Genomic DNA, 21157 nt, shown 5'->3' on the forward strand with positions numbered 1-21157 from the left:
AATATATATCTTTAGGCGCCAGTGGTGATTTTGTAGTTGGAATCCCTGGCCGACATTGGATTGAAACCGGTGGCGGTTTTCAATCGGAATCGGTGGCTGGTTTGGGGTGGAATATGCCGAGACGCTGTTCCGTCGCGGGAACGAAAATCGGGACTAAGTCCCCTCCTACACCCAGGCTTTGGATAATCCAGAGAATAGGGCTTCCGTGCGTGGGAACCGCTCAAACCGTGGCCGGTCCGAATCGGGCCGCCAACGTTCGCGATTTTGTAGCCGCCGATGCCGCGCTAGCGACAAGCCGGACTTGCCAAATTCCGGCGAATTTGCGGAAATGGCTGGCTTTTGACAGCGTCCGATTCCGACCCATGAATAAAACTCCGTTAGATGCTCTTCCTCGCCGCGCCATTCCGGCCTTTCCCGGTTGGTGGGCCGCGTTGGGACCCGGCGTGGTCTGGATGGCGCTGGCGCAAGGCAGCGGCGAGCTGATCTGGTGGCCGTACATGATCGCCAAGTACGGTTTGACCTTTCTTTGGCTGCTGGTACCCGCTTGCTTGTTGCAATATCCGTTAAATCTGGAGATTGGCCGCTACACCCTACTGACCGGCGAAAGCATCTTTCACGGCTTCATTCGCTTGAACCGCCGGCTAGGCATCTTTCTGTGGCTGTTGATGTCGGTGTCGTTTTTTTGGTTTGGCGCCTTCGCGTCGGCCGGCGGCACCGCGATGGCCGAATTAACGCATTGGCCGGCCGGCTGGAGTCAACGCGAGCAAAGTCTGTTTTGGGGCTATTTATCCATCGCGGTGTTTCTGGCGGCGATCCTGGCCAGCGGCGTCGTTTACACGTTGATCGAACGCTTCATGAAGTTGGTCGCGGTGGTCACCGTGGTCGGTTTATTGTCGGCCTGCCTGCAAAGCGACGTGACGGCCATGCTGCCGGAATTCGCGCGCGGCTTGCTGGGACCGACGGCGGCGATGACGCGGCCTTGGGAAGCCGGCGACGCCAGCAAATTATTGACGGCCATCACTTTTGCCGGCCTGGGCGGCTTCTGGATTTTGTTTTATTCGTATTGGCTGCGCGACAAAGGCGCGGGGATGGCCGGCTGGGTCGGCCGGATTACCGGTTTGGGCGGCAGCGAGGAAGCGGTACTCAGCGACGGTTTTCTGCCGCGAGACGAGCCCGAAAGCGCCGCGCGCTGGCAAACCTGGCGGCGTTTTCTAAGTACCGATATTTTGGTCGGAATTCTCGGAAACCTGCTGACAACCTTGATGACCTGCCTACTGGCTTACGCCTTACTGTTCCCCAAGGGCTTGCTACCCCAAGAATACGAACTGGCCGTCGTGCAAAGCCAGTTCTTCGCGGTCAGTTGGGGCGAAATCGGCAGACTGTTGTTTCTGGTGGTCGCGGCGGCGTTTTTGACCGACACTTGGCTGGCTACCGCCGACGCGGTCAGCCGCATTCAGGCCGACATCGTGTTGACGCTGTTTCCGGCCGCGCAACGCTGGCCGGCGCGGCGCTGGTATTATCTGTTTCTGGGTTTGCTAACGCTGATTACCTGCTTCACGATGCAGTTGGACGCGCCCGGCCCGCTAATATTGACCAGCGCCGTGATAGGCTTCGCCGGCACCATCCTGTTTCCACCGCTACTGTATTGGCTGAATCACCGCCTGCTGCCGCCGCATTTGCCGGCTTGGGCAAGACCGCGCCGCCGGCCTTGGTTGCTGGCGGTCAGCTTTGCGGTTTATTTGACCTTGGCCTTTCTGTATTTACGAAGCGTACTGGGGTTTTGAGACTCTACGGCGGCGGCTCAATGGGCTTTGCATAACACGCCGGCATCGACCTCGGCGCTGTGGGCGATTTTCTCCAGATTGCTGAGCACATCCAAACTGGCCTGTTCCATCCGTCCCACCGAGGCCAGCATGGTTTGATCGTCGCCGGCGGTATGAGCCGTCAAGGCTTTCAGCGCCGCCTGATGCACGGTCATGTGCGGTTGCTCGATTTCCGAATAACCTGGGAGTTTGGAAAAGCAGGCCCGACCTTCGCCCTGATAGTACCATTTGCCCAAACGGCATTCGGTGTGTTCGGCAAAGTCCCGAATCGTCTTCGACGACAAGCGGAACAACACTTTGTAGACTTCGAACTTGTAAATCAAATGGTCCAATTTGGCCAATTCGCAGAAACTGCGCAACGACGAAGCCGCCACCACTTTTTCCATCGTCACCGAAAAGTCCAACAGCTCGCGCATCGTGCCGGTCGCGCGTTGACCTTCCTCGCTATACGTTCTGGCGTGGTCCGCCAACTGGCTCATTTGCTCGCGGGTACCGCCGCTGGCGTTGCGGATGGATTCGGCCAGCGCCGATATTTTATTGGTCGCCTCGGCGGTACGTTGCGCCAGCGTGCGCACTTCGTCCGCCACCACAGCGAAGCCGCGCCCTTGCTCGCCAGCCCGAGCAGACTCGATCGACGCATTCAGCGCCAATAAATTGGTTTGATCGGCGATGTCGCGAATTAATTTGACCACGCCGATGATTTCCCGCGAACTTTGATCCAGCGAGCCGGCTTGTTCGGCGGCGTGGCTGGAACCGTCGGCCAATTCGACCAAGTTGTGGGAAATCCGCTTAATGGCCTCGCTGCTGGTAATCGAGATGCCCTGGGCTTCGATGGCATTGTCTTTTTCGTCGCGCAGCCGGTTGGCCAAGGTTAGCAGACTGGTCTGCATATTCAGCAAGGATTGGCCGAAGTTCTGCAAATGGGAAATAGTGCCTAAATCGCGCTGGTGCGCCGCTTGCAGTGCCATGTTGCCGGCGTGCGCCTGCTGTAACGCAAGACGCGACTGCTCCAACTCATCGGTCTGCTGTTGAATTTGCCGGTTAGCATCCGCCAATTGCAGCTTGAGTTCTTCCAATTCGCGATTTTTCCAAAGAAAAGAGAGCATTACCCCAACCCATTTTTGTCATTTATTAATTACAGCGATTTAAAATCCATCCGTTCGCCGCGCGTGTAGTTTAGTCGATATACCTTAACGGATGGCTTGATAAATCGAGTGATTAAGCCTAGAAATACTTCCATCCTTTTTGTAAGCATATTCTTACGTTTTGATTTTCTCAATCGGCCACAGGTGCAGCGCCGCCCAGAAATTGTAAACGGTCGCGACTTTAAGGTTGTCCGGCATGCCGACGCCGATCCGCTAACAATGCCACCGCGACCGCCGGCGCGCAATCGGCGGCATCCAAGCGCGAACACTCGCCGTTTGGCTTCGCCAGCAACTCCGAAAAATCTCGGTACGCGTATCCCAAGTCATCGGCAATCTCCCTGATCAAAAACCGGCCGACGCCGGCGCCAACCCAAACCGGCAGTCGGGTGGCGCGTTGCATTTGCGCGAGCGAAGCGCGAGTCACCTTTTGCTTTTGCACGTCTTTCAAGCGGGCGGCGAACGCCTGCCACAGCGGCCAATCGGCTTCGACAAAATCGTAGCCGGTCAACCTGGACAAGCGTCTGGCGCTGGCTTGCGGCGTTTTTTCGGCACCGTCGGCGCTCTCGGTTTGATCGTGGTGCTCCTGCAAATCGCCGGTTACCCGGTATATATCGGCGGTTGTCGCAAAATGCTCGGCCATCAGACCTTGTTGCCGCCCGTTGAATTCGGCCGTGTCGGCAAGCGCCATCACCGAGGTACGAACGACACCGGTATAGAGCAATTCGCCGGAAATCAAACGCTGATAATCGGTATAGCCTTCGATTCGCGGACAACCGTTTTCAATCAGCAACAGGTCGGTCGTGGTACTGCCGATATCGACGAACAAAGCATCCGGCAACTGCTCCGCCAGCCAAAATACGCTGGCCAGCCAGTTGGCAGAGGCAATGGCCAGCGTATCGGCCGGCGCGACGTCCGATCCGCCGATAAAGCCGGCCCGTCCTGCAAACACCTCGATACGATCGTAACCAAAGCGCTGGCCGACGGTAGCGACGATGGCTCGCACGCCTTGTTCGCGACTGGCGAATCCGTCCGCCAATTCGCCGGTCATCGTCACCGCGTGGCGATAATCGGCCAAACCGTAGGCCTGGTCCAGTTCAGCCAGTACCGCGGCCAGGTAATCGCAGCCCTTCCAGAGCGGGCATGGGCGTTGATCGACCTTGTTCAATCCGCCGTATTCGTCCAATAACGCCAATTTGACGTGAGCGCCGCCAATGTCCCATCCCGCGATACGTTGAGCCATGAATCCGTTTAATGATTGAAAATAATATCGACAGTTTGGCTATCGGTTTGAAAACTTTCCGGCACGCCGTCGAGGCAACGCAACACCTGTTCGGCGACATTGATACCAATGGCTTGACCGACGCCGGCATAGGAACTGGTCAAACGCGGATTGATTTCCAACAATTGACCGCCGCCGTCGGCGGTTTCCAGCCAATCCACCCCAACGTAGCCGAACAAACCCGGCAAACCGACCACCAATTGATCCAGCCATCCCTGGTACAGGGACCGCGACGCAACCGCGACATTCACCCGACAACCGCGCAACGCGAAGCCGCCATCGACGACCTCGATCAGTTGGCGATTGACGCTCAGCAACCACGCTCGCCCGCCGGCGAACAACGCCGACAAGCTGGAAGGCCTACCTTCGCAATAGGGCTGGACCACATAACGCATCGGATCGGAGCAGCGATTGCGCCAATCGGAAAATTGCTCGGCAGTCAGTAACCGAGCGCCCTCGCAACCAACGCCATCGACGGGCTTGACCACCAAGCGTCCGCGCCAATCGGCGAAATCGTCGACGAGGCTTCGGGTCGGCACGGCCGGTAAGCCTCGCGTGCAAAACACTCGGTAACTAGCCAGCTTGTCCGCGCAAACCGCCAGCGTGGCGGGGTCGGACAACAGGGTCGGAGTCCGGTTGGCGGCGGCGATCTCGGCGAGGGTATGCAGAATGCCGTCGGTCTCCGGCGCGATCGGCCAAAAGCAATCCGTGGCAGTCAACAGCTTGGGCAGGATGGTGCGGATGTCCGGATGGTTAACGCGCACGACCTCCGCTTCGGTCAATACATTGGGGCGTTGGCAGCGGCTATCGAGCATCACCGTCAACTCAATACCGGGCAAGGCCTTCAGTTCGTGCAGTAATGCCTGTAACATCTGCCCGCCCTCGGCCGCCAAGCCGGTCGGTAAGGATTGACCGGCAAAACCGCCGCCGGTGATATATTCGAACACCAAAATTTTCATGGTCGGTGCGATGCAGGTTATTCCGGTAATCGATTTAAAGGACGGCGAAGTCGTGTTGGCTGCCGGCGGCGACCGTAGCCGCTATCGGCCTGTACATCCGCAATCGTCGATCTGCGAAGCCAGCGAGCCGATCGCCGTGGTCGAGGCATTTCTAAATCTGCATGCCTTTACGACCTTTTACATCGCGGACCTAGACGCCATCGAGGCTCGCGGCAGCCACCGCCGCGAGATTCTAAAGCTAGCCGAAACCTTCCCGGATCTGACGTTCTGGATCGACGACGGCGGCCCGGCCGTCGCCATTCCGTCTCGCGGAAATCTGCGGCCGGTGGTCGGTACCGAATCGCAACGCCAAGCCTTCGATTTGTCCGGCGGCTCGGCCATTCTATCCTTGGATTTCAAACACCAGCGCGCGCTGGGCGACCCTGGCTGGCAGAGGTTTACGAACTACTGGCCGGAAACCGTCATAGCGATGACCTTGGATAAGGTCGGTGGTCATGGCGGTCCCGACTGCGCTTTGTTAAGCGAATTGCAGATCCGCCATCCGAACCGGTGCTTCGTGGCCGCCGGCGGCGTGCGTAACCGCGACGATTTGCGCCGGCTGGCCGAAATCGGCGTGCGCGCCGCATTGGTAGCCAGCGCCTTACATAGCGGTGCGCTCACCGGCAAGGACCTGGAAAACCTTTAGACAAAAAAATACCCCGGCAAGCCGGGGTATTTTTAACAACCTTCGCGTCTTAAACTTAAACGTTGTTAGCAGCAAATGGGTGTTTTGCACCAGATTTGGCAGCAACGACTTCTTTTGCAGTCGGAGTGCCGGCAACAGCGCGCTCAATCGCTTCTTTAGTCGCTTTGTAGTTGAATTCTTCGATTTTTGCGTCGTCTTCAGCCAACCAGTGGATGAATACGCCAACAGAAATGAACAAGTCATCAGCTTCGTCAGCAGGGATAGTACCGTCTTCAACAGAGTCGGCAACAGCCATTGCAACAGCGCGTTGAGCAGGTCCGAACATTTGAACGGCTTGTTTAGAACCTTTGATGGTCACTTTGTTGAACAAGATAGTCGCTGGTTTAACCATCAGGTTAGGAGCGACAACCGCCAACAGAGTAGAGAAACCGTCTTTGTTGTTGGTCAGAGCGTTTGCAAAAGCAGTTTCAGCCGCGGAACCGCGTGGGCCGATGATCAAGTCGATGTGGGCAATTTCGTTGCCTTCGCCAACCAAAGATTCACCAACGCGTAAGTTATTGATTTTAGCCATTTTAAATTTATCCCCTTAAGATAAGATTGAACCAAAAAATAGACACTGTTATGTCCTTAAATTGTCGTTTCGGTCTAGGTCCGTCTATCAACGGTTAGCCGCTTGTACCGCTAACCAATTGTTCCAGAAGCACCACGAGCACGGTTGCGACCGTCAGGTCCGCGGTTGTGCCTGGGTTGATTTTTTTTGCCTTGAAAGTTTTATCCAATTCATATAGAACAGGCATCAACTTGTCAGGCGCGAAGGCTGCCTGCAAAGCTCTTTCGAGCTCGACCATTTCCCCCTTAATCCACTCTGTGTATTGCTGTCCATACTTTCGCTCGACATGACTATCGGGAAACCGGGCCAATATCGCAGCATACACCGCCAACGCCGACCAGCCGAAATCGCCAGACAAAACGAAAGCACGATTATATCGTAAAACCGAAAAATCAAAAACGTCTTTAAACCGATTAACGTATTGGGCGGCGATTAAATCGCGCTCGGCGGCGTAGTCCATTGCTTCCAACAGGGTCACATTCGGCGTCTCGCGAACGTCATGGGCGTCCGATTCCCCCAATCCGCCCGGTGCAGCCAGCTCGATGGCCCGAAACACCCACTCCGCATCGGATTGCGTGGTTGTTTCCAACACCCGCGCCAGCGCTGCATGCAACGAGTCGCCGGCCGCCAAGCCGGCCGCGGCCTGCAAAACCGGCGCGCATAGCAAAATAATCCCCAAATTGGTGTTGCAATTGACAGCCTGACGGGTCGCGGCGACCGCGTGATAGATTTTTTCACCCAAGCTGAAGTCTGGATTCGTGATCGGCGCCCGGCTGACTTGAGCGCTGATCCGAAAGTCGTCGACCGTCATATCGTGGGCGGAACTGTAAATACTGACGTTACCCGGCTTGAATGCCTGCAATTCGATCTCGCAGGCTTGGCTATAAGCCTCCATCAAAGACTGGCGATCGATAACGGCCATCTCAATGCAAATAACGTTCAACCAAATCGCTGGCCAAACAAGCGGCGACGTCGATATCGCAGACGCTTTGTAAACCCTTCCAGGCCGGTACGCTATTGACTTCTATCACTCGGTAACACCCCTCGGCGTCGTGAATGATATCGACGCCGGCATAGTCCATGCGGAGGGTTTCGGTTGCCGCGACCGCCAAGGCCGCCAAAGCCTCATCCAATTCGATGCATTCGCAGGTAGCGCCCCGCGCCACGTTGTTCAACCAGGAAATCCCGCGCCGCCGCATGCCGGCTACCGCACGACCGTTGACGACAAACACCCGAATATCCGAGTAACCGTCGCCGTCGCACTCGATAAAACGTTGCAGATAATAAATGCCGCGACTGCCGGTCAACCACAACAAGTCGGTAGACTTTTCGATGCGGCGAATGCCCTCGCCTTGCGAACCGAACAAGGGCTTGCTGATCAGAAAATGCCCTTCGCGCAACTCCTGTTCCGCAACCGCCAGCGCCTGTTCGCGGTCGCGGGTCACCCAGGTGGTAGCGGTCGGCAGCCCGGCCTGTTGTAGTAAAAAGCTGGTCATGCCTTTGTCGACGCTACGTTCGACCGCCCCGGCGTCGTTGTACACCGGCACGCCGGCCATTTTCAACGCGTGCAAGATGTCCAGATAAAACACCACCTCTTCCAGCGAACCGCCCGGCACGCCGCGCACGAATACCGCGCGTGGCAATCGATCGGGGTAGCCGGGCAACACGATCGGCAAGCCTGCGCCGGTCAATTGGAAACTGCATGCCGTGAGCGACACAAAGTCGGCGGAATAGCCCAGTCCGGCGAAAGCGTGGGTCAATTGCTTGCCATGCCAGCCTGGGTCGTCGGTGATAATCGCGATTCGATGCAAGATAATTTAAAGGCGTTAAAAACGGAAACGCGGCTAGAAGCCGCGTTGTTAGAACGAAAGGAAAAGCGCTTAGAAGCCGAAAGACAGGTCCAACAGCGCGTTATCCAACTGCCCGGCCCGGAAACTTTTGCCGGATTCGACCGCCGTGACGATCACGCTGGCCGGACTGAACAACATCGCGTCGATTTTGAAGAAATCGTATTCGTAAGCCTTGAAAATCTCTGCAAACGGTTTGCCGTAGTCTTTCGACGTGGAACTGGGCAACTCTTTAGCCAGTTTTTCGGCGGCTTCGTCACTGCCTTTGACGAACAAATGGACTTGACCGGCGAACAAAATCGCATCGTTGGTACGTCCCATCGCCTTGACGAAATTCGGATGCGGCGGGCAAATCGGCGCGCTACCAGAACCGTCGACTATATTCTCCAGCGGAAAGTGCAAGGCATGCGCCTTGTGCATCGCCACTTCCAAGACCCGGCCGACGACTTGCACACCGCCGGCCAGACTACTGGTCGGCGTGACGATGATGGTCAAGGCTGACGGCGCCAGACCGCAGGCGGATGCGACCTTTTCGACGATTTCGAGCGGCGGGACCGCATCGTTTTCGATTACCAGAACCGCGCGCTCGGCGACATCCCGATATTCCAGCTCTTTGTACAGTTCTTCGACCGGTTCGATCACGCCGTCCTTGATCTTGGTGGCCAGCGCCCGCGCCGGGCCGGAGCCCAAAGCATAATATTTGCCGTGCGACAAACTCCACCCGGCATACTGGCTACCCAAACAGGACAATACCGGATTGGTTGCATGGACATTGATCGTCAGCGGCCAATGCGCGGTGTAGGAACTCTGCGAAATCGTCGCGGTACCCATGCCGCCCATGCAAATCTCGGTGATGATTCGCCCGGCTTCCAAACCGCCTGGCACATTGATTCCGGCGTCGATAATTGTGCAACCGTTTTCCAAGCGCTCGACACCCAAGCGCAGCTTGTCGGCGTTATCCAACAATGTTTGAACCAAGGGCTGGGTAAGTTTATTGACGCTTGCCTGATATTGCATGAGATTAACGACCTGTTTCCAATAATGTTCCGAGAATGTGTAACCGGCGGCGTAACTGCAGCATCGCCAGGCCCGAATTTTTACCGGCCGCAATAATACTGCATATCGGCTGGCCCGCGCCAAAAAAAGCGCCGCCTGGCGGCCTATCCGCGACCCAGTCCGGCCAAGAAAAATCGTCGGCGACACGGAGGTTCCGATCAGCGAACACGGTACGCACCGCCTTGGACACCGGTGCCGATGCGACATTATCCAGCGACAATCCAAGACTTCCGCGCAGATGCGATACCAGCAAATCGTCGCCGTAAAGCTGAGCGCTAGCCGACACGCGGGGATTAAGCTCCAACACCCGAAAACCGTCGGGTACCAACATAAAATCCAGACTGTTCAGGCCGCGCAAACCGTATTCAGCCGTTAATTGGATCACGACTGTTCGCAAGACTTGCGACACCTCACTCGGTATCGGTACCGAGCCGACGGCACCGGCAAACACAAACGCGAAGTCCGGACCTAAATTCGCGCGCCATTGCCGATTCCATCCCACCACCCGCGCCGACTCGCCATTGGCGACGAACAACGCCGACATCGCGATGCCGTCGACGTAACGTTGCCAATACCCCTCGCCGCTCGCATCCCGCCGCTCCAACTCCATCGATCTGGCGATGCCCAAACCGCCCTCGCCTCGCCAAGGCTTGCGCAACCATTCGCCCGCCTCGGTCGGCGCCTGGAAAACAACCTGAGGATAAGGTATCGCCAGTCGCGTCAGCAACGCAAAAAAATCCCGTTTATCCTGCAACCGGCAAAAAGTATCGGCCTGGTTGCCAAGCAATCGCCAATCCCGCGCCAGCTTCATCAAACTATCCGGATGCGTTTCAAAGCCGCTCCCGTACAAGACGTCGGCAATCCGGAAGCGCCCGAGGGCGCTAATTACCGCGAGCTTGATGTCGTCCCAGGCCAACGAACGCACCCGATAAGTTTGATTTGCGATTTGCCGGGTATCGGCATCGGCAAAGCAGTCGACGGCGATCACCTCGAAGCCGGCACGGACCGCCAAAGCCGCCAACATCCGCGCCGATTTTGCAATCACCAACAAACACTTAGAAAATTCCGCCACCGCGATTCGAGTCCGTATCGTCATCAAGCCGCAAAAAATACTAGATTTCAAAAAAAACTTCTGGTTAAATACGCGGCTCATGGAGAGCTGGCTGAGCGGTCGAAAGCGGCGGTCTTGAAAACCGTTGAGGGCTTATACCCCTCCTGGGGTTCGAATCCCTAGCTCTCCGCCATAATTCAATGGCTTGCGCTATACTAAACCGGCTTCACGGCCGGTTTTTTTATGCCTGAATGGGGAAACGTTTCCCTATTGATAGCCTTAGTATCCAATTTCCAGCGACTAAAAACGCCTTCCCCAGCGACCACGATGCCGGCATTGCGGCGTAACCTTTCCCGCACGCCGCGAAAATAAGCTTGGCGCCGCGTTCACGATATAGCGCCAAATCCGTTGGATAGCAGACTGTATTTGTCAATTTGCGTTGGCTACACCGGTCTAGGGGTCGGCACCCCGTCAACGATGAACTCCGTTGCCCTGTTTCTCGGTGCCGGCATGGCACGGCGTTAATAAGTCAGCTCGGCACCATTCGCCATTCTCAGGCATTTTTTGGCATTGCGGAACAGACTCGTGCATCTCTGGCAATCTCAATGATGGACAACTGGTCGCGGAAAACCATCCGCCTGATTTTGGCGTAAAAGATCATGGTTGCCACCCTCTAAGCACCTGTCTGATGTTTGGACAGGACAGGCTAATAGCCTGTGGCCCATTTTCAGCCGGAATTTACCGATCTACATAGTCAATTTTCAACCGGTATCAACATATGTTTCCAATTAAAACAAACGAAGTCGAATCGCCGCTCGATAAGATTAACGAAGCGGCAGCTCGCGAGAAATCGATTCGGCATGGGCATCTTAGTAACCCTTACCGGCAGCTAAAAGTAACGCCATTGATTTGAACAGAAAATCGACGATTTAAAGTGAAACCCCGGTTATGGTTCAGACGGCTAACTAGAGTTGGCAATCCGTCGTTATATGCCTGACGCCGAGTTTTTAGTTTCAGTCGGGAATGCGGCCGTTCGTGGTTGCTCTATCGATATATTCCATGATTGAAGCGCCGACTTGGGCGACGGAATCTAGGCGTGCAGCCAAACCCGCTCGTATTTGACCGATCGTCAAAGACTGTCGCGCGGAGTCCCAGCACTCTTTCGACTCGTCAGCTGATTCCATCGACAAAATCGGCCGAACCCAAACCGTTAAGCCCGGCGCGGCCGCGCGCTGAAACCAACCAGCGGCGCCAGTAAAAATGCGGTGGTGATGCCGACCGCCAGGGTCAGGCCAAAGGCGTGGACGATGGCGGTCGAGCTGAGCGCCAGGAGTCCGTAGGCCAGCAAGGTGCTGAAGGCGGACAGCGTGACGGCGAGTCCGGTCGAGTCGCGCCGTTCGCTGCCGGCCAGATGAAAGAACACCGCATAATCGACGCCGACTTCCAGCACCAACATCAGCGCGAACAGGTTGAACAAGGTAAACAATTCGCCGCGCCAACCCAATATCGCCAAGGCCATCGCCATTGCGACGGCCGGCACAGCCATGACCTGCAAACCGCTGCGCCAGCCCAATTTAAAGACCAGCGCGGCCAGCAACAGGCCGCACACGCCCAACAACAAGCCGGTGACCATCGCGCGGTAGCGGGCGAATAGCGCCGACATTTGCCCGGCCTGATCCACCCAGGCCACCCCTGGCAGGTTTTGCAGCGCGGCGAGGCCGGCCAGATCGGCAACGCCGCTCAATGCCACCACGCTACGGCAGGCACCAACATCGCAACCCAGCCACAGGCCGCGCTGACCGGGATCGGCGGCGGCCAGCCAATCTGCCAGCGGCAAGACCCTTGCCTCGGCGGCGACGAATTGGCGGGCTTCCTCGGCGGCGGCTTGGGTGCTGAAGCCCAAGCCCGTCATATAGGTTTTCAATCTGACGGTGTCGTACAGCGTGGTTTGCAGCAAGCGGTAATCGGCGCGCTGCCGCTCCGGATCGGGCCAAGCCGCGCTCAGTGCGTCGTAGCCCGCCAATCCGCCCTGCCCGCGAATGCCGTTTAAACCGGCCAGCAGCCGACGTTCGTTGGCGAGCCATTCTGTTTGATCGGCGCCACTGACCAGAAAAAACTGACTGTCGTGGCCGATCGCCAGCACTTGCTTGAGTTTGGCGTCGGCGGCCAGCAAACTGGTCGGAGCCGATTGCAACAGGCGCACGTCGTCCTTGGGCTGTAATTGGGACAAGCCGCCGACCAGCAAGATCGCCAGGCCTAGCGCCAGCGCGACTCGATGGCGGTTAAGCCAACCCGGCCAGATTTGCTGCCAATAACGGGTCAACCGTAACACGGCCGGCCGATGCGGCATGCGAAAGCCACCCAGCAAGCACGGAAACACCGCGACGACAGTCAGCCACGACACGATCAAACCGATCGCCGAAAACGCGGCGATTTCTCGCAAGCCCGGAAACGGCGACCAGCCCAAACCGGCGTAGCCCAGCAAGCTGGTCAACAGGCCGAAGCCGATGCCGGGCAGCACATAGGCCAAGCCCTGGCGCGGCGTCCAATCCGGCAAGCCCATGCCGTCGCAAAAAAAATGCAGCGCATAATCGACAACGACCCCGACCAGGCTGGAACCGAACACCAGCGTCAGAATATGCAGCTTGCCGAACAGTTGCAGGCTCAATACCCAGGCCGCGAACAAGCCGGCGGCGACCGCCAGGCAAGACAGCAGCAAGGGCCGTAGTCCGCGGAATGCGGCCCAGAGCAAGATCACTAAGCCTAACGTCGATCCGCCGCCGATCAGCGACATCTCCTGCTGAGCGCTATGCGAGCCATGGGCGGTAAACAACGGCATGCCGGTCGCCAGCAACTCCCCGCCCTGCTCGGCGACTTGCCCGGTCAGACGCTGGTTGAGAGCCAACAAGGTGTCCAGTTTATCCAGTTTCAGGTCGCTGTCGGGCCATTCGCCCATCAGCAGGGCCCAGTAGCGGCCGTCGCGCTTGATCAGCGGTACGCCTTGGTGCAGGCTGGCCGCCAACGGCTGCCGGGCTCGCAGATAGCGGTTGAACAGTAGCCAGGGATCGCGTTCCAAGCCGGCGGTCTGCAATTGGCCGACCGGACTGTACAGCCAGGACAGATTTTCGGCGGCGATTTTGGCAGGATCTTGGCTGAGGGTTTGCCGGGTGGCGTCGTCCAATAACTGATAGCGATAGTCAAACCAACGCCGATAGGCCGGCGCCGCGACGTCCGCCGTGCGTTCCAACGGCAGACTAGCGAATAAGCCGCTGGTCGTCAGCTCGCCGTGGACTTGCCGGATCGCGGCGACGGCTTGATCGGCGCTGGTCGCGCCGACCAGCCAAATCAGCTTGCCTTGGATTTGCCGATTCCGCGCGGCAATGGCCTCGGCCACGTCCGGGCGTTGTTCCGCGACCGGCAGCAAGGCCATGAAACCGGTTTCCAGCCAATCCCGCGACCAGTCGCGCGCCGCCTGCCAAGCCAGCGCGCTCATCGCCAGACACCAAATCAGCGCATACAGCCTAGGGCGATAAACGTTCAAATTCGGCCGCCTGTGCCTGGGTCAGTTGGGCCGGATGGCTGATGTGTTCGAAGACGGTACTGGAGCGGTTGCCGCCGCTTTCCAGTATATCGAAGCCGCGCAAGTCGCTATCGCCGGACAGTACCAGTTCGGCGACGATCTTGGCGAGCAGCGGGTCCTTGGGTAGGAACTGCAAGCGCCAACTCCGGGCCTGGACGCTGCCTTGAATCTCGAAGTCCGCCCGCAATCGAGCGAAGTCGCCGCCCAACAGTGCCGGTATCAATTGGCCGAAACTGGGCGGCAGGGCTTGCTCGCCCTGCTCGGAAATCATCCGGTCTCCGCCGATCAATACCGTCGAGGCGACCGGGCTGACGGTATTCCAGATCACGCCGCCGCTTTGGGCGTAAACGAATTCGCCTTCCGACACCAAAGGTTGTTGCAGGAAGGCCAGTTGCTTGGTTTGCCGAAAATGGCCGACCGCGATCGGCTCGGGTTGCAGTATCGCTCGGACTTGGTCCAACACGTCGTCGGCCCATGCCGGCGGCACGAGCAACATCAGCATTACCAGGCTCAGTCGGAACACGGCGACACCAAGCCCAATTTGGCGAGCAGCACCGGCGGCGATTGCCAGCACAACTCACCGCTGTTTAAATCGACGGCAACCTGAACGCTATAGCCCTTGGTCAAGCGAGTCCGTTCGATCGGATCGCTGATCAGATAGTCGATTTTCAAACGATACTCCCATTCGCGTAGACTGGCTTTTACCAGCCCCCTCTGACCAAAGCGGGCCGGTTTGACGTAGCGGATGCGTATATCCACCAGCGGCCAGGCGAAGCCGGAGTCCCGCATTTGCGGATAGTTGTAGGCTATCTTGTCCAACAGCGCGCAACGCGCCACTTCGAAATATTTGCAATAGTGGCCGTGCCAGGCCACGGCCATCATGTCGACATCGTGAAACGGGATCTCGATGGCGACTTCGGCTTCCAGCACGGACTTAGTCATATAAAGACCAGCGTTGGCTGCGTATCGCGTCGAGACAGGCGCGCAATTCGCCGTCCAAGGCCCGATCCTCGGTCAGCGGCGCGACCAGGCGACGCACATCGGCGTAAGTGTCGCTCAAGGGCTCGGACAACAGCGCGCCGCCGCGCAATTCCACGGCCTGCACGCTGGCCAGCAAGGCCGCCGCCGCCACCTGCTCGGTCAATTCCAGGATGCGCAAGCAGTCGCGCGCGGCAATCGTACCCATGCTGACCTTGTCCTGGTTGTGGCATTCGGTGGACCTGGAGAACACGCTGGCCGGCATCGTCAATTTCAAGGCTTCGGCGGTCCAGGCCGAGGCGGCGATTTGCACGGCCTTGAAACCGTGATTGAGCGGCGCCCGTTCACCGGCCTCGCCCGCCAGATTGGCCGGCAGGCCGTGATTGAATTTGGGATCGACCAGTTGCGCCAATTGCCTGTCCAGCAAATCGGCGATGTTGGCGACGGCGGTTTTCAAGGTGTCCATCGCCAACGCGATATGGCCGCCGTAAAAATGCCCGCCGTGCAACACGTGCTCGTCGTCGGCATCAATCAGCGGATTATCGTTGGCGCTGTTCAGCTCGGTTTCTATCATTTGCCGCAACCAAGGCAAGGCGTCTTCCAACACCCCAATCACATGCGGCGCACAGCGTAGCGAATAGCGATCCTGCAAGCGGCTGTCGTTGCGCGGCATTTCGGCATGCCATTGCAAATCGGTGCGAATCCGCGCCGCGACCTTGGCCTGACCGGGATGCGGCTTGAGTTGGAACAATTTGGCGTCGAAATGGTAGGCGTTGCCTTGTATTGCGGTGACCGCCAGGCTGGTGATGCGCGCGGCCAGCCGGGACAGATATTCGGCGCGGCCGAAGGCCAGACAGGCCAGACCGGTCATCGCCGCCGTGCCGTTCATGATCGCCAAGGCTTCCTTGGGCTGGAAGGTCAGCGGTGCAATGCCTAGCTCCGCGTAGACCTCGGCAACCGGCCGGCGCCGATGTTGGTACAGCACGTCGCGCTCGCCGGCCAGCACGGCGGCCAGATAGGACAGCGGCGTCAGATCGCCGCTGGCGCCGACCGAACCTTCTTGCGGGATCAACGGCAGAATGTCGCGGCGCAGCAATAAAGTCAGGTGTTGCAATAACCGATAGCGAACGCCGGAGTAGCCCCGCGCCAAACTGGTCAGGCGGGCGACCAAAATGGCGCGGGTTTGTTCCGGATCGAAGTCCTCGCCCAAACCGCAACCGTGAAAGCGATACAAACGCACCGGCAATTGCCCGACCAATTCGACCGGCACCGCGACGGTACACGAATCGCCGTAGCCGGTGGTGACGCCGTAGACGCAACCTTCCTCGGCCAGCAAGGTATCGACGAAACCGGCGCCGCGATCGATGCGGGCGATAAATTCCGCCGCCTCGCTCAACACCGCGGCGGCCGTGCCGCGCGAGATACCGATCACGGCCTCGATACTCAGCGGCGTGCCGTCGAAAATCACCGCCGCCGGTTTAGTCATCGCCAAGCACCGTCAAAAAACAGGAGTTAGTGTCGTCAGCCATTACATCAACGGCAATATCTGATCGAGAATTTTGCCGTTCGTGGCCAATATCTGCTTGGGAAACACGCCGGGATTGCCCTGAAAATCGGTCAGCGTGCCGCCGGCTTCTAGAACGACCAATGCCCCGCCAGCCACGTCGTACAAATTCAATTCCTGTTCCCAGAACGCATCGACCTGACCGTCGGCCACCGTGCATAAATCCAATGCCGCCGAACCCATTCGACGCTGGCCGGTGGTCGCCTGGGCGATGCGGCAGAAGCGAGGCAGGTTGTTGTCCGGCAAATACTGGCGCAAACAGGCGAAGCCGGTCGACACCATACTGGCGGCCAGACTGGTCTCGTCGGACACCCGGATCGGCTTGCCGTTTTTCCAGGCACCTTGGCCTTTAGCCGCGCAGTAGTAGTCGTCCAGAGCCGGGCCGTACACCGCGCCGACCACCAATTCGCCGGCAATTTCCAAGGCCACGCTGACGCCCCAAAAATACTGGCCTTTCGAAAACGAATGGGTACCGTCGATCGGATCGACGATCCAGCGCTGGTTTTGGTTGGCGGTTTGGCCGCTCTCCTCGCCCCAGAAGCCGTATTCCGGCCATTTTTCGGTCAAGGCCTGTTTCAGATAATGTTCGACCGCGACATCGGCGTCGGTGACCAGATCGCGTGCGCTTTTTTTGCTGACGGCCAATTGGTCCAGATCGTTGAAATAAGTCATCGCAATCGCGCCGGCGGCGCGCACGATGGTTTCCAGTTCGGAAAGTGGGATAGGCATGAATTTCCACTGAGGTTGATGAAAACGGGCGGAGTCGGTCTCCGCCCGCTCGAGCCGGCAAACGCTGGCGTAGTTATAGATTGTGGTAACCGGTTTCTTCGTGCAGCGCGATGTCGAGACCTTCGACTTCTTCGTCTTCGCTGACCCGCAAACCGATGGTTTTGTCGAGCAGCTTCAAGACCAGATAGCTGAACGCGGCGCTCCAAACGATGGTCACCAACACCGCCAGCACTTGCACGCCGACTTGTTCGGCGATGCTGACACCGTTCAGCCCCAAGCCGCCGAAACTTTCCGCCGCGAACACACCGGTCAAAATGGAGCCGACGCAGCCGCCGACGCCATGCACCGGAAACACGTCCAGCGAATCGTCGATTTTCAGGCCGCGCTTCACGTATTGCGTCGCATAAAAGCAAACGATACCGGCAACAATGCCAATAACCAGGCCGCCGATCGGACCAACAAAACCCGAAGCCGGCGTAATGGTGCCTAAACCGGCCACCATGCCGGTGACGATGCCCAACACACTGGGTTTGCCGAAGCGGCGCCATTCGATGGTCATCCAGGTCAGCGAACCGGCGGCGGCGGCAATGTGAGTCACCGCGATCGCCATGCCGGCGCTACCGTCGGCCTTCAGGGCGCTGCCGCCGTTGAAGCCGAACCAGCCGAACCACAGCATGCCGGCGCCGGTGACGACCATGGTCATGTTATGCGGCGGCATGGCCACGGTCGGAAAACCTTTCCGGTTGCCGATGACCAAGGCCGAGACCAGGGACGCCACTCCGGCATTGACGTGAATCACGATCCCGCCGGCGAAGTCCTTGGCACCCAGCGCGGCCAGCCAGCCGTTACCCCACATCCAATGGCAAATCGGCATATAGACGACGATCAGCCATAAAGCGCTGAACCAGAGCATCGCCGAAAACTTCATCCGTTCGGCGAACGCGCCGACGATCAAGGCCGGCGTGATAATCGCGAAGGTCATTTGAAACATGAAATACACGGTTTCCGGAATATCGCCGATCAAATTAGCGATACCCATGTCCGGCAGGAACAATTTGCTCGTGCCACCCAGCCAGGGTTGCCAGGCGCCGCCGTCGGCGAATATCAGACTGTACACGCCTGCCAACCATAACAACGACACCAGACAAGTAATTGCAAAACACTGCATCAAAACCGATAGCACGTTTTTGCTACGGACCAAGCCGCCGTAAAACAGCGACAAGCCGGGTATCGTCATGAACAACACCAGAGCGGTGGATGTAAGCACCCAGGCGGTGTTGGCTTGATTGATGCCCTCCGCGCACGCGGCGGCGGGCCAGATGAACAACGGTGCTGTGAGTACGAAGACTCTTTTTGTTATTGTCATTTTTGTTGAATTTTTGCTAGGTCAATTTTTGGAGAACCAGAAACGACAAAATCGCCCTGGCCCGCGAATCGTCTTCGCGAACCAGGGCGATTGAAATGTTCGCCCAGCAATAAAACCCGCTGGGGAAATCTAAATCGCGTCTTCCCCGGTTTCTCCGGTTCTGATTCGGATAATTTGTTCGAGACTGCTGACGAAGATCTTGCCGTCGCCGATTTTCCCGGTATTGGCGGCTTTGACGATCGCCTCGACGGCCCGGTCGACCACATTGTCGGCCACGGCTATCTCCAGCTTCACTTTGGGCAAGAAATCAACCACATATTCGGCACCCCGATAAAGCTCGGTGTGGCCTTTTTGCCGTCCAAAACCTTTGACCTCGGTGGCGGTCACGCCGGCCACGCCGATCTCGGACAAGGCTTCCCTGACGTCGTCCAGTTTGAACGGTTTGATAATCGCTGTAATGAGTTTCATGCTATCCCCAAATTCGAATGAATAATTTGCTGTGTCGGAAGGCTACCGCCAATCATAAATAATTCCAGGCTAACCTACAATTTACCGGCTCAAGCACCGGAAAGGTGCTTTTAATGATAGCAAAAACGGACCGCCCTGACCGACGGTCCGTTTTTTCCTTGTTAATCAGCAATCTCGATAGCTTAAATGTGATAAGCCGTTTCGCCGTGCTCGGTCACGTCCAAACCTTCGCGCTCGGTCGCTTCGTTGACGCGCAGACCCACCGCCACGTCGGCGATTTTGAATGCCACGAACGATGCAATGCCGGACCAGACAATCGCGACACCCACGCCCCAGGCTTGGCTGGTGACTTGCGTCAACATGTCGTATTCCGCTACCGCGTTGGCGACATAATCCCACACGCCGGTACCGCCCAGTGCCGGGCTGGCGACAATGCCGGTCCCCAAGGCGCCGACGATGCCGCCAACACCGTGTACGCCGAAGGCGTCCAACGAGTCGTCATAGTTCAGCGCATGTTTCAAGCGAGTCACCGACCAGAAGCACACCGCACCGACGACGAAGCCCAGCGCGATGGAGCCCATCGGCCCCGCCCAACCGCAAGCCGGGGTAATGGCAACCAGACCGGCCACGGCGCCGGAAGTCGCACCCAACATGCTGGGCTTGCCCCGCACCAGCCATTCCATGACCATCCAGGACAAGGTCGCGGCCGCGGCGGCCAACAGCGTGTTAACGAAAACCAATGCAGCCAGACCGTTGGCTTCCAAGTTGGAACCGGCGTTGAAACCGAACCAACCGATCCACAGCAAGGAAGCGCCGATCATGTTCATCGTTACGCTATGCGGCGCGATGAATTCCTTACCGTAGCCAATGCGTTTGCCGATCAGCAGACAGCCGACCAAACCGGCCATGCCGGCGTTGATATGCACAACGGTGCCGCCGGCGAAGTCCAGCGCGCCTTTTTGGAACAAGAAACCGGCCGTGGCTCCCGCTGCTTCGGCTGCGGTCGCGTCTGTATATGCGTCCGGACCGGCCCAGTACCAAACCATGTGCGCCATCGGTAAATAACAAATGCTGAACCAGATTACCGTAAACAACAGCACCGCCGAGAACTTCACGCGCTCGGCGAAGGCGCCGATGATCAACGCCGGAGTAATCGCCGAAAAGGTCAGCTGAAAAGCGACATAAATGTATTCCGGCACGTACACGCCCTTGCTAAAGGTCGCCGCCATCGAATCCGGCGTGATACCGGACAGAAAGGCCTTGCTGAAACCGCCAAAAAACGCGTTGCCTTCGGTAAACGCCACGCTATACCCGTAAACCGCCCACAAAATGGCCGATAACGAAAAGATCACGAACACTTGCATCAGAATCGACAACATGTTTTTGGCTCGCACCATGCCGCCGTAAAACAATGCCAAACCGGGAATGACCATCAACGCGACCAATACCGTGGCAACAATCATCCAGGCAGTATCGCCCTTGTTCACGGTGGCTTGAACGGCCGGTGCCGCCGCTTCTTCCGCGCCGGCGATCCCCGAGAAGCCCAACAGCGCCAACAGCGCCATGCCTGCTACATATCTCATTTGCTTAGTCCCCATGGTCTAGGTTTAAAGTGCTTCTTCGCCGGATTCGCCGGTTCTGATCCGGACGACCTGCTCCAAATTAGTCACGAAAATCTTGCCGTCGCCGATCTTTCCGGTATTGGCGACTTTTACGATGGCTTCCACCGCCTGATCCAGCAACGCGTCGGCCACTGCCACCTCGATTTTGGCCTTGGGCAGAAAATCCACGACGTATTCAGCGCCGCGATACAGTTCGGTGTGGCCTTTTTGCCTGCCGAATCCCTTAACCTCGGTTACCGTCACACCGGAAACGCCGATATCCGATAACGCTTCCCGCACGTCATCGAGCTTGAACGGTTTTACAACCGCTGTTATCAGTTTCATAGTTCAACACCTCGTTGCTTGAGTTAGTAAATTCCCAACTCAGCCAAAGCAGAATACATGCCAGTATTTAT

20 protein-coding genes and 1 tRNA gene are annotated in these 21157 nt (G+C 57.8%); 4 read left to right on the forward strand and 17 right to left on the reverse strand.

Translation table 11 applies throughout. The features are described from left to right. Positions 1-362 precede the first annotated feature (362 nt). Positions 363-1784, forward strand: a complete 1422-nt coding sequence (locus BJL95_RS09870; protein WP_175463691.1) for an Nramp family divalent metal transporter — start codon at positions 363-365, stop codon at positions 1782-1784. Positions 1785-1801: 17 nt separating this feature from the next. On the opposite strand, the gene BJL95_RS25915 is transcribed toward BJL95_RS09870, so the two are convergent. From BJL95_RS25915 to BJL95_RS09885, 3 genes are all read right to left on the reverse strand, one after another. Beyond that, positions 1802-2929 carry a methyl-accepting chemotaxis protein gene (locus BJL95_RS25915; RefSeq protein ID WP_071157573.1) on the reverse strand — a complete coding sequence of 376 codons (1128 nt, stop codon included), beginning with the start codon at positions 2927-2929 and terminating at the stop codon, positions 1802-1804. Between the two features lie 220 nt (positions 2930-3149). Then, a complete protein-coding gene (locus BJL95_RS09880; protein WP_071157575.1) occupies positions 3150-4208 on the reverse strand; it encodes a hydantoinase/oxoprolinase family protein in 1059 nt (352 codons plus the stop codon). Between the two features lie 8 nt (positions 4209-4216). Next, positions 4217-5206, reverse strand: coding sequence for an ATP-grasp domain-containing protein (locus tag BJL95_RS09885; RefSeq protein WP_071157576.1), 990 nt, complete (start codon positions 5204-5206; stop codon positions 4217-4219). Here BJL95_RS09885 and BJL95_RS09890 point away from each other — a divergent pair. Next, entirely contained in the window at positions 5205-5891 is a 687-nt protein-coding gene (locus BJL95_RS09890; protein WP_254786759.1) for a HisA/HisF-related TIM barrel protein, read from the forward strand. The two genes, BJL95_RS09885 and BJL95_RS09890, sit on opposite strands and share 2 nt — an antisense overlap. A 55-nt stretch (positions 5892-5946) precedes the next feature. On the opposite strand, the gene fae is transcribed toward BJL95_RS09890, so the two are convergent. The 5 genes from fae to BJL95_RS09915 all read right to left on the reverse strand — a co-directional run bounded on the left by fae (position 5947) and on the right by BJL95_RS09915 (position 10527). Next, positions 5947-6462 carry a formaldehyde-activating enzyme gene (fae, locus tag BJL95_RS09895; RefSeq protein WP_064024482.1) on the reverse strand — a complete coding sequence of 172 codons (516 nt, stop codon included), beginning with the start codon at positions 6460-6462 and terminating at the stop codon, positions 5947-5949. Between the two features lie 94 nt (positions 6463-6556). Continuing rightward, entirely contained in the window at positions 6557-7423 is an 867-nt protein-coding gene (locus BJL95_RS09900) for a triphosphoribosyl-dephospho-CoA synthase (RefSeq protein ID WP_071157578.1), read from the reverse strand. Position 7424: 1 nt separating this feature from the next. Continuing rightward, a complete protein-coding gene (locus BJL95_RS09905) occupies positions 7425-8312 on the reverse strand; it encodes a RimK family alpha-L-glutamate ligase (protein WP_071157580.1) in 888 nt (295 codons plus the stop codon). A 69-nt stretch (positions 8313-8381) separates the two neighbouring features. Continuing rightward, positions 8382-9365 carry a methenyltetrahydromethanopterin cyclohydrolase gene (gene mch, locus BJL95_RS09910; protein ID WP_071157582.1) on the reverse strand — a complete coding sequence of 328 codons (984 nt, stop codon included), beginning with the start codon at positions 9363-9365 and terminating at the stop codon, positions 8382-8384. 4 nt (positions 9366-9369) lie between these two features. Then, positions 9370-10527 (reverse strand): ATP-grasp domain-containing protein, encoded by a 1158-nt coding sequence (locus BJL95_RS09915; protein WP_175463692.1) that lies wholly within the window; start codon positions 10525-10527, stop codon positions 9370-9372. 30 nt (positions 10528-10557) lie between these two features. On the opposite strand from BJL95_RS09915, the gene BJL95_RS09920 reads away from it, so the two are divergent. Both BJL95_RS09920 and BJL95_RS26035 read left to right on the forward strand, forming a co-directional pair. After that, positions 10558-10648 (forward strand) — tRNA-Ser (locus tag BJL95_RS09920). Between the two features lie 585 nt (positions 10649-11233). Next, a complete protein-coding gene (locus tag BJL95_RS26035; RefSeq protein ID WP_083385875.1) occupies positions 11234-11368 on the forward strand; it encodes a DUF1156 domain-containing protein in 135 nt (44 codons plus the stop codon). Positions 11369-11665: 297 nt separating this feature from the next. On the opposite strand, the gene BJL95_RS09925 is transcribed toward BJL95_RS26035, so the two are convergent. From BJL95_RS09925 to BJL95_RS09965, 9 genes are all read right to left on the reverse strand, one after another. Further along, positions 11666-13996: an MMPL family transporter gene (locus BJL95_RS09925; protein WP_071157586.1), complete on the reverse strand. Its 2331-nt coding sequence runs from the start codon at positions 13994-13996 to the stop codon at positions 11666-11668. After that, a complete protein-coding gene (locus BJL95_RS09930; protein WP_071157588.1) occupies positions 13977-14537 on the reverse strand; it encodes an outer membrane lipoprotein carrier protein LolA in 561 nt (186 codons plus the stop codon). The genes BJL95_RS09925 and BJL95_RS09930 overlap by 20 nt, the downstream gene beginning before the upstream one ends. Positions 14538-14545: 8 nt before the next feature. Continuing rightward, complete coding sequence (locus tag BJL95_RS09935; RefSeq protein ID WP_071157590.1) at positions 14546-14977, reverse strand: thioesterase family protein; 432 nt, start codon at positions 14975-14977, stop codon at positions 14546-14548. After that, a complete protein-coding gene (hutH, locus tag BJL95_RS09940; protein ID WP_071157592.1) occupies positions 14970-16499 on the reverse strand; it encodes a histidine ammonia-lyase in 1530 nt (509 codons plus the stop codon). The genes BJL95_RS09935 and hutH overlap by 8 nt, the downstream gene beginning before the upstream one ends. Before the next feature lie 42 nt (positions 16500-16541). Then, complete coding sequence (locus tag BJL95_RS09945) at positions 16542-17306, reverse strand: inositol monophosphatase family protein (RefSeq protein ID WP_071157594.1); 765 nt, start codon at positions 17304-17306, stop codon at positions 16542-16544. Between the two features lie 73 nt (positions 17307-17379). Continuing rightward, positions 17380-18672: an ammonium transporter gene (locus BJL95_RS09950; protein ID WP_071157596.1), complete on the reverse strand. Its 1293-nt coding sequence runs from the start codon at positions 18670-18672 to the stop codon at positions 17380-17382. A 129-nt stretch (positions 18673-18801) separates the two neighbouring features. Next, positions 18802-19140 carry a P-II family nitrogen regulator gene (locus BJL95_RS09955; RefSeq protein ID WP_064024330.1) on the reverse strand — a complete coding sequence of 113 codons (339 nt, stop codon included), beginning with the start codon at positions 19138-19140 and terminating at the stop codon, positions 18802-18804. Between the two features lie 182 nt (positions 19141-19322). Further along, on the reverse strand, positions 19323-20723 hold the full coding sequence (locus tag BJL95_RS09960; protein WP_064024328.1) for an ammonium transporter: 1401 nt from the start codon (positions 20721-20723) through the stop codon (positions 19323-19325). 24 nt (positions 20724-20747) lie between these two features. Then, a complete protein-coding gene (locus BJL95_RS09965; RefSeq protein ID WP_064024325.1) occupies positions 20748-21086 on the reverse strand; it encodes a P-II family nitrogen regulator in 339 nt (112 codons plus the stop codon). Positions 21087-21157 lie beyond the last annotated feature (71 nt).

Origin of the sequence: Methylomonas sp. LWB (genome assembly GCF_001856095.1) — a bacterium.
Taxonomy (GTDB): Bacteria; Pseudomonadota; Gammaproteobacteria; order Methylococcales; family Methylomonadaceae; genus Methylomonas; species Methylomonas koyamae_A.

Coding starts and splice junctions, on each gene's coding strand:
- BJL95_RS09870 (WP_175463691.1), top strand. CDS start 363: ATGAATAAAACTCCGTTAGATGCTCTTCCTCGCCGCGCCATTCCGGCC.
- BJL95_RS25915 (WP_071157573.1), bottom strand. CDS start 2,929: ATGCTCTCTTTTCTTTGGAAAAATCGCGAATTGGAAGAACTCAAGCTG.
- BJL95_RS09880 (WP_071157575.1), bottom strand. CDS start 4,208: ATGGCTCAACGTATCGCGGGATGGGACATTGGCGGCGCTCACGTCAAA.
- BJL95_RS09890 (WP_254786759.1), top strand. CDS start 5,205: ATGGTCGGTGCGATGCAGGTTATTCCGGTAATCGATTTAAAGGACGGC.
- BJL95_RS09885 (WP_071157576.1), bottom strand. CDS start 5,206: ATGAAAATTTTGGTGTTCGAATATATCACCGGCGGCGGTTTTGCCGGT.
- fae (WP_064024482.1), bottom strand. CDS start 6,462: ATGGCTAAAATCAATAACTTACGCGTTGGTGAATCTTTGGTTGGCGAA.
- BJL95_RS09900 (WP_071157578.1), bottom strand. CDS start 7,423: ATGGCCGTTATCGATCGCCAGTCTTTGATGGAGGCTTATAGCCAAGCC.
- mch (WP_071157582.1), bottom strand. CDS start 9,365: ATGCAATATCAGGCAAGCGTCAATAAACTTACCCAGCCCTTGGTTCAA.
- BJL95_RS26035 (WP_083385875.1), top strand. CDS start 11,234: ATGTTTCCAATTAAAACAAACGAAGTCGAATCGCCGCTCGATAAGATT.
- BJL95_RS09930 (WP_071157588.1), bottom strand. CDS start 14,537: ATGCTGATGTTGCTCGTGCCGCCGGCATGGGCCGACGACGTGTTGGAC.
- BJL95_RS09935 (WP_071157590.1), bottom strand. CDS start 14,977: ATGACTAAGTCCGTGCTGGAAGCCGAAGTCGCCATCGAGATCCCGTTT.
- hutH (WP_071157592.1), bottom strand. CDS start 16,499: ATGACTAAACCGGCGGCGGTGATTTTCGACGGCACGCCGCTGAGTATC.
- BJL95_RS09945 (WP_071157594.1), bottom strand. CDS start 17,306: ATGCCTATCCCACTTTCCGAACTGGAAACCATCGTGCGCGCCGCCGGC.
- BJL95_RS09950 (WP_071157596.1), bottom strand. CDS start 18,672: ATGACAATAACAAAAAGAGTCTTCGTACTCACAGCACCGTTGTTCATC.
- BJL95_RS09955 (WP_064024330.1), bottom strand. CDS start 19,140: ATGAAACTCATTACAGCGATTATCAAACCGTTCAAACTGGACGACGTC.
- BJL95_RS09960 (WP_064024328.1), bottom strand. CDS start 20,723: ATGAGATATGTAGCAGGCATGGCGCTGTTGGCGCTGTTGGGCTTCTCG.
- BJL95_RS09965 (WP_064024325.1), bottom strand. CDS start 21,086: ATGAAACTGATAACAGCGGTTGTAAAACCGTTCAAGCTCGATGACGTG.